Here is a 7,889-nt window from a genome sequence, read left to right as displayed (position 1 = left end):
GTTACTCACCCGTCCGCCGCTAACCTTGCCCCGAAGGACAAGATCCGCTCGACTTGCATGTATTAGGCACGCCGCCAGCGTTCGTCCTGAGCCAGGATCAAACTCTCCAAAAAGGGTAGTTCAAACTACTGCGCTCATTACAAGCTAGCATTCCTTACTTTAAGCATATGCTTTGGAGATTTTTCTCGGCGAGTGCTCGCCTGCGAAAAAACTCCGACTCATGTTCAGTTTTCAAGGAGCAAACTTTTCTCGTTCATCGCTGTTTCAAATCAGCGACTTTTATATCCTACCACGTTCGCCCAACATATGCAACATCTTTCTTTACTAACCCGCCGCATTCGTTCGTTCCGACTGGCGGATAAACAATATATCACGTTTAATACCTAAGGTCAAAAAGAAATTTCCGGAAATTGGAGATAGAAGAAGGGTCCGGCTACATCGCCGAACCCTTCGCAGCCTAATTCGAAATAACGTCCTGGATAAAGCGATCGCGCGCCACCGCCAAGTTAACGATCGTTCCGTTAACGTTGACCATCGGTCGCGTCGGATTGCTTCGATCGGTAAATACGATTTCCGCGACGGCTCCGTCGTTCAGGCGTACGACGGTCCCGTTATGGAACGAAGTCAGCTTATTGATAAATGTCTGCACGAGGGTCGGCTCCAGACGGCCGAACGCTTCCTTCATGAGCTCCTCCAGCACCAGATAGGGGGAGGAGGCTTTCTTGTATTGCCGGCTTGTCGTCATCGCGTGGAATACGTCCGTGACGGCTACAAGCTTCGCGTATGCGTGTATTTTGTCGCCTTTCACGCCGAGCGGGTATCCCGAACCGTCGTGGCGTTCGTGATGCTGCAGCGCGCTTAGCTTTACGCCTTCGTTCAAACCCGCGATATTCTTCAGAAGGTTATAACCGATAATCGTGTGCTTCTTTAACTCCTCGAACTCGGCCGCCGTCAGCTTCGAAGGCTTCTGCAAGATTGCGTCGTCGATCCGCATCGTGCCGATATCGTGGAGGATGCCCGCGAACGCGATCGGAATCCAATCCTTCTGCTGATACCCTTGCCAGCGGGCGAGCAGGTAGGAGGTAAGGCCGACCATAATCCCGTTATGGATTAAGTAATCGTCCGGACCGGATCGACGCGCGGTGAAGGTCAGCGGGTTATAGCAATCGATATATCCGAGCAATCGCTCCAACTGCGTCCGCATTTCGAGCAGCGGCAGCTTGTCGCTTCCCGAGCTGATGACGCGATACGCTTTCTTTAAAATTTGATATAATTCGTCGTACGCTTGATAAAACAAAGCCGTTTCGTTCGAGATGAAATTGGAGGGAGGCGCATCTCCGGCCGCTTCCTGACCGTTCTCGTCCAGCTTCGCTTCGATCGCGACGTATTTTACGAGAAATGCCTTTAATACCTCTAGGTCTCTAGTACTAAGAACCTTTCCCTTTTCGAGTAAAAGGCCACCTAGCGACGTTCGAACTTCCTCCACTAGACGTTCTCCGGATTTCAGCACGGATACGGCTACCGTGACCATTAGACTTCCCTCGCTTGTTCCACCGACTTCAGTCCCCCGAAATTGGGGATGCACCCAATTATAAAGCAAAAAGGATTGGCATGAAAGCCCAATCCTTTAATAAATATTATTCTTCGGCCCCCGACATGTCACTGTCGTCGAGATCTTGCTCGTCTTCGTCTTCGCCTCGTTCGACCTGCGTTACCGTTGCGACCTCGTCGTCCTCGCGCGTATGAATCAACCTTACGCCCTGAGTATTTCTACCCATGGTGGAGATTCCTTCCATACTCGTACGAATGACGGTTCCGGATTCGGTAATGATCATCAAGTCCTGGTTTTCCCGTACGACCTTGAGACCGACGACCGTACCGTTCTTCGACGTGATGTTCAGCGTCTTGATGCCCTTGCCGCCGCGGGACTGGATACGATACTCGTTCATCGGCGTCCGCTTGCCGTAACCCTTGGACGTTACGATCAACACGTCGTCATGCTCCTCGACGACGTCCATATCGATCACCTCGTCGTCTTCGGACAAGGTGATGCCCTTCACGCCGGTCGCGGCGCGTCCCATGGCGCGAACCTCCGCTTCCGGGAAGCGTATGGACATGCCTTGCTTCGTGCCCATGACGATCTGCCGTTCGCCGTCCGTCAGGCGCACGCCGACCAGCTCGTCGTCGTCGCGAAGTACAAGCGCGATGAGACCGACCTTCCGGATGTTCGAGAAGTCGCTTAGCGGCGTCTTCTTTACGATGCCGTGCTTCGTCGCGAAGAAGAGGTACTTATCGGATTCGCCGACGTCTTTGATCGGAATGACCGCGCTGACGCGTTCGCCTTGCTCGATCTGGATCAGGTTGATGACCGGCGTGCCGCGGGCGGTGCGCCCGAGCTCCGGCACCTCGTACGCCTTGAGGCGATACGCCTTGCCCTTGTTCGTGACGAACAGCAAGTAATTATGCGTATTCGTGACGAACAGATGCTCGACGAAATCGTCGTCCTTCGTATCCATGCCGATGACGCCGCGGCCGCCGCGCTTCTGGCTGCGGTAAGCCGCTACCGGAATGCGCTTGATGTAGCCCGTATGCGAGATTGTGATCAGCACTTCGTCCTGCGGGATCAAGTCCTCGTCGAGAATCGCTTCCTCGCCGATCGTGATTTCCGTGCGGCGCTCGTCCGCGAACCGCTCTCGAATCTCCTGCAGCTCTTCGGAGATGATGTTGAGCACGAGCTGATTGTCCGCGAGAATCGCTTCGTATTCCGCGATCTTCTTCACGAGCTCCGCGTATTCGTTCTCGATTTTCTCGCGCTCCAACCCCGTAAGGCGCTGGAGACGCATATCGAGAATCGCCTGCGATTGCTCTTCGGACAAGCCGAAACGCGACATCAACCCTTCGCGGGCTTCTTCCGTCGTACGGGAGGCCCGGATGAGGGCGATGACCTCGTCCAGATGATCGAGCGCGATGCGGAGACCTTCGAGGATATGCGCGCGGGCGCGCGCCTTCTTCAAGTCGTATTCCGTCCGCCGGCGAATAACCTCGATCTGGTGCTGAATATAGTGATGCAGCGTGTCGCGAATGTTCAGAATCTTCGGCTCGCCGTTCACGAGCGCGAGCATGTTGATGCCGAAGTTCAGCTGCATGGACGTCTGCTTATACAAGTTGTTCAAAATGACGTTCGGATTGACGTCCTTGCGCAGCTCGATGACGATGCGCATGCCGTTGCGGTCCGATTCGTCGCGAAGGTCCGTGATGCCTTCGATGCGCTTCTCGCGCACGAGCTCCGCGATCTTCTCGATCAGCTTCGCCTTGATGACCTGGTACGGCAGCTCGCCGACGATAATGCGCGCCTTGCCGTTCACTTCCTCGATCTCGGCGCGCGCGCGCATCGTGACCGAGCCGCGGCCCGTCGCGTACGCTTGGCGAATGCCTTCGCGGCCCAAGATGAAACCGCCGGTAGGGAAGTCCGGGCCCTTGATGACGGACATCAAGTCCATCGGCGTCGCCTCCGGATTCCGGATGAGCATGAGCGCGCCGTCGATCACTTCGCCGAGATTATGCGGCGGGATGTTCGTCGCCATGCCGACCGCGATGCCGGATACCCCGTTGACGAGCAGATTCGGGAACCGGGCGGGAAGCACCGTAGGCTCGATCTCCTCGCCGTCGTAGTTCGGCGCGAAGTCGATCGTCTCTTTATTGATATCGCGAAGCAGCTCCATCGCGATCTTCGACAGTCTGGCCTCCGTATACCGCATCGCAGCCGCCGCATCGCCGTCGATCGATCCGAAGTTGCCGTGGCCGTCGACGAGCATATAGCGAAGCGAGAAGTCCTGCGCCATGCGGACCATCGTCTCGTACACGGCGGAATCGCCGTGCGGATGATACTTGCCGATGACTTCGCCGACGATCCGCGCGGATTTCTTGAACGGCTTGTCCGGCGACATGCCGAGTTCCGACATCGCGTATAGGATTCTTCTATGCACGGGCTTCAGCCCGTCTCGAACGTCAGGAAGGGCGCGGCTGACGATAATGCTCATCGCGTAGTCCATGAACGATGTGCGCATTTCCGTCCCGATATCGCGTTCTTGGATAGATTGTAATCTTTCGTCCGACATGCTGATCCTCCCGACACACTTTTCGCTTACTTAACCTATTTATTATAACATTACGTGAAACAATTTTCATAATTTTTATGCCTGGGAAAATGATAAACGCGACTCGCCGCTCGTCGGCGAATCGAGGGATTCTCGCTTCGATCGCGTCCGACGCGTAACCGGAGATGCCTATGCCCCAGTTTAACCGGAAATGATCGCCAACCAAGCATACAGCCCTAGCAGCGTTAGCAGCAACGTAGGCAAGGTGAGCAGGAAGCCGACCTTGCAATAGTACACCCAAGAGATCGCGACATCTTTCTTCGCGAGTACGTGCAGCCAGAGCAGCGTCGCAAGCGACCCGATCGGCGTGAACTTCGGCCCGAGATCGGAGCCGATGACGTTCGCGTACACGAGCGCCTCCCGGATGACGCCGTCCGTCTCGGAAGCTTGAATGGCAAGCGCGTCGATCATGACCGTCGGCAGGTTGTTCATGACGGAGGAGAGGAGGGCGGCGAGCACGCCCATCCCGACCGTTGCCGCAAGCAATCCGTAGCCGGCCATCCATTCGATCGCCTCCGCCAGTAGATTCATAAGCCCGGCATTCCGCAGCCCATAGACGACAACGTACATGCCTATGGAAAATACGACGATCGACCATGGCGCATTCTTCATGATTCGCATCGGGCGAACCGCTTGACTGCTTCGGGCCGCGATCAGGAACACCGCCGCCATCCCGCCGATGATGAGCGACACGGGAAGACGAATGATTTCGCTGGCCAGAAATAAACCGAACAACGCGGCGAGAATGAACCACGACCAGTAAAACAAACGCTTATCCTTGATGGCGTCCGCCGGAATCGTCAAATCGTCGACGTCGTAGGAGCGAGGAATCGACGTTCGGAAATACAACACGAGCACGGCGAGGCTAGCCGCCAGCGATACGAGATTGGGAACGAACATCCGGCTCGCGTATTCGAGAAATCCGATGCCGAACACATCCGCCGAGACGATGTTTACAAGGTTGCTGATGATGAACGGGAGGGAAGTCGTGTCGGAAATAAAGCCGCTCGCCATGACGAACGGGATGACCATCTTCGCGTCGAAGCGGAGCGCCCGCACCATCGCGAGCACGATCGGCGTCAAGATGAGCGCCGCGCCGTCGTTCGCGAAGAAGGCGGATACGGCTGCGCCCAACAGGACGATATAGATGAACATGCGAAGCCCTCGGCCGCGCGCCATCCGCGCCATGTGCAGGGCGGACCATTCGAAGAAGCCGACCTCGTCCAACAGCATCGAGATGACGATGATCGCGACGAACGCGAGCGTGGCGTTCCAGACGATGGCCGTCACCTCGCCTACGTCGTTCAGGCTGACGACGCCGGTCGCCAGAGCGAGCGCGGCTCCTCCCGCAGCGGTCCATCCGATGCCTAGCCCTCTGGGCTGCCAGATAACGAATAGAAGCGTGACTAGGAAAATAATAATTGCAGCAGCGGTAAGCATGCAGTATCGAAACCTCCGTTAATCGCAGCAAGGGGAATGGCACCCGCGACAGGGCGACGATCGGGAGACGCGTCTTGTCTCCGACCAGCTTCAGCTGTTCCGCCATCGACTCTAGGAAGGGGTCGTTAAGGGATTCATCCGACCTTCACTCCTCCGATCGTTATTATATCTGGTTAACTATATAAGTAAATACTTATTTATAATCAAACACCGTTTTGTCGAAGTCAGGGGAGAGGAGACGGCAACCGCAATAAAAAAAGGCCGCCCCCGAAAGAATACTCCTTCGGGAAGCGACCTCGTCGATCGTTATTACACGTCCAAGTTCTTGACGTACTTCGCGTGCTGTTGGATGAAATCTCTTCGCGGTTCGACGGCGTCGCCCATCAACGTGTCGAAGATTTCGTCCGCGCGCGCGGCGTCCTGAATCGATACTTGCAGCAGGGTACGGCTGTCGGGATCCATCGTCGTCTCCCACAGCTGGCCCGGATTCATCTCGCCGAGACCCTTGTATCGCTGCACGTTCGGCTTGGAGCCTTCGCCGAATTCGGCCAAAATTTGGTCCCGCTGCTTCTCGTTGTACGCATAGCGGATCACTTTGTTTTTCTCGACCTTATACAACGGCGGCTGCGCGATGTAGATATATCCGTTGTCGATGATCTGCCGCATGTACCGGTAGAAGAAGGTGAGCAGCAGCGTTCGGATATGCGCGCCGTCGACGTCGGCGTCGGTCATGATGATGATCTTGTGGTAACGGGCTTTGGCGATGTCGAAATCTTCGCCGATGCCCGTGCCGAGCGCCGTTATGATCGCGCGGATTTCCGCGTTGCCGAGAATGCGGTCGAGCCGCGCCTTCTCGACGTTCAGGATTTTCCCGCGCAGCGGCAGGATCGCTTGGAAGTGCCGGTCCCGTCCCTGCTTCGCGGAGCCGCCGGCGGAGTCGCCTTCGACGATGTACAGCTCGGAGATGGAAGCGTCCTTCGACGAGCAGTCGGCGAGCTTGCCCGGCAGCGAACTGACTTCGAGGGCTGATTTACGCCGCGTCAGCTCGCGCGCCTTGCGCGCCGCCTCGCGGGCGCGGGCCGCCTGCAGCGACTTCTCGACGACGCGCTTCGCCACGCTCGGATTCTCGTTCATGAATTCGGTGAACTTCTCTGCGAACATCGATTCGACGATGCCGCGCACCTCGCTGTTGCCGAGCTTCGTCTTCGTCTGGCCTTCGAACTGCGGCTCCGGGATCTTCACGGAAATAATCGCCGTGATTCCTTCGCGCACGTCCTCGCCGGTCAGATTCGACTCGCTCTCCTTCATGAGGCCCGTCCTGCGCGAATATTCGTTGATCACGCGCGTCAGGGCGCTCTTGAAGCCGGATTCGTGCGTGCCGCCCTCATGCGTATTGATGTTGTTCGCGAACGAATACAACGTCTCGGTATAGCTGTCGTTATATTGCAGCGCGATCTCGACATGAATCTGATCCTTGCGGCCTTCGACGAAGATCGGCACATGCAGCGGCTCGCGGTTGCGGTTGAGCCACTCGACGAACGTGGCGATGCCGCCTTCGGCGTGGTACGTATTTTCGACGTCGGTCCGCTCGTCGCGCAGCACGATCTCGATGCCCGCGTTAAGGAACGCCAATTCTCTCAAGCGAGATTGCAAGATATCGTACTCGTATTCCGTCGTCTCGGTGAAAATCTCCGGATCCGGCAAGAACGTTACGGTCGTGCCGTGCTCCTCGGTTTCCCCGATGACCTGCAGGTCGTATTGCGGCACGCCTCTGCGGAACTCCTGGCGGTGAATTTTTCCTTCCCGCTTGGAGGTGACGATCACATGCGCCGACAACGCGTTCACGACGGAAATGCCGACGCCGTGAAGCCCGCCGGACACCTTGTAACCGGAATCTTCTCCGCCGAATTTGCCGCCGGCGTGAAGCACGGTCAAGACGACCTCGAGCGTCGAACGCTTCAGCTTCGGATGCTCGCCGACAGGAATGCCTCGACCGTTGTCGATGACGGTAATGGAATTGTCCTTGTGGACGATGACCTCGATTTTATCGCAGACGCCGGCTAACGCCTCGTCGATGCTGTTGTCGACGACTTCCCATACCAGATGGTGCAGACCGCGGCCGCTCGTCGAACCGATATACATCCCCGGCCGCTTCCGCACCGCCTCCAAGCCTTCGAGCACCTGGATCTGGTTCTCGTCGTATGTGTGCTGGTTGACTGACATTGCTCATCACTCCATCGAGTTTGCTTCCGACGCAAAAGACATATCTATATGAATTCGATTGAATCGTAC

Annotated in this window: 4 protein-coding genes and 1 rRNA gene; all 5 read right to left on the bottom strand. The window is 56.7% G+C overall.

Translation table 11 applies throughout. From position 1 onward, the window contains the following. Window positions 1-113: ribosomal RNA gene (locus RIN49_RS27885) — 16S ribosomal RNA — on the bottom strand; the annotation flags it as partial. 344 nt (window positions 114-457) lie between these two features. Then, entirely contained in the window at window positions 458-1,531 is a 1,074-nt protein-coding gene (locus tag RIN49_RS27880) for an HD-GYP domain-containing protein (protein WP_309123377.1), read from the bottom strand. Window positions 1,532-1,637: 106 nt separating this feature from the next. Then, window positions 1,638-4,118, bottom strand: coding sequence for a DNA gyrase subunit A (gene gyrA, locus RIN49_RS27875; RefSeq protein WP_309123376.1), 2,481 nt, complete (start codon window positions 4,116-4,118; stop codon window positions 1,638-1,640). Window positions 4,119-4,298: 180 nt separating this feature from the next. After that, window positions 4,299-5,597 (bottom strand): arsenic transporter, encoded by a 1,299-nt coding sequence (locus RIN49_RS27870; protein WP_309123375.1) that lies wholly within the window; start codon window positions 5,595-5,597, stop codon window positions 4,299-4,301. Between the two features lie 309 nt (window positions 5,598-5,906). Continuing rightward, on the bottom strand, window positions 5,907-7,820 hold the full coding sequence (gyrB, locus tag RIN49_RS27865; RefSeq protein WP_309123374.1) for a DNA topoisomerase (ATP-hydrolyzing) subunit B: 1,914 nt from the start codon (window positions 7,818-7,820) through the stop codon (window positions 5,907-5,909). Between the last annotated feature and the right edge of the window lie 69 nt (window positions 7,821-7,889).

Origin of the sequence: Paenibacillus sp. (assembly GCF_031177825.1) — a bacterium.
GTDB lineage: Bacteria > Bacillota > Bacilli > Paenibacillales > YIM-B00363 > Paenibacillus_AE.
The sequence above is the reverse complement of the archived record's forward strand: the minus strand, read 5'-3'. Positions and strand labels throughout refer to the sequence as shown.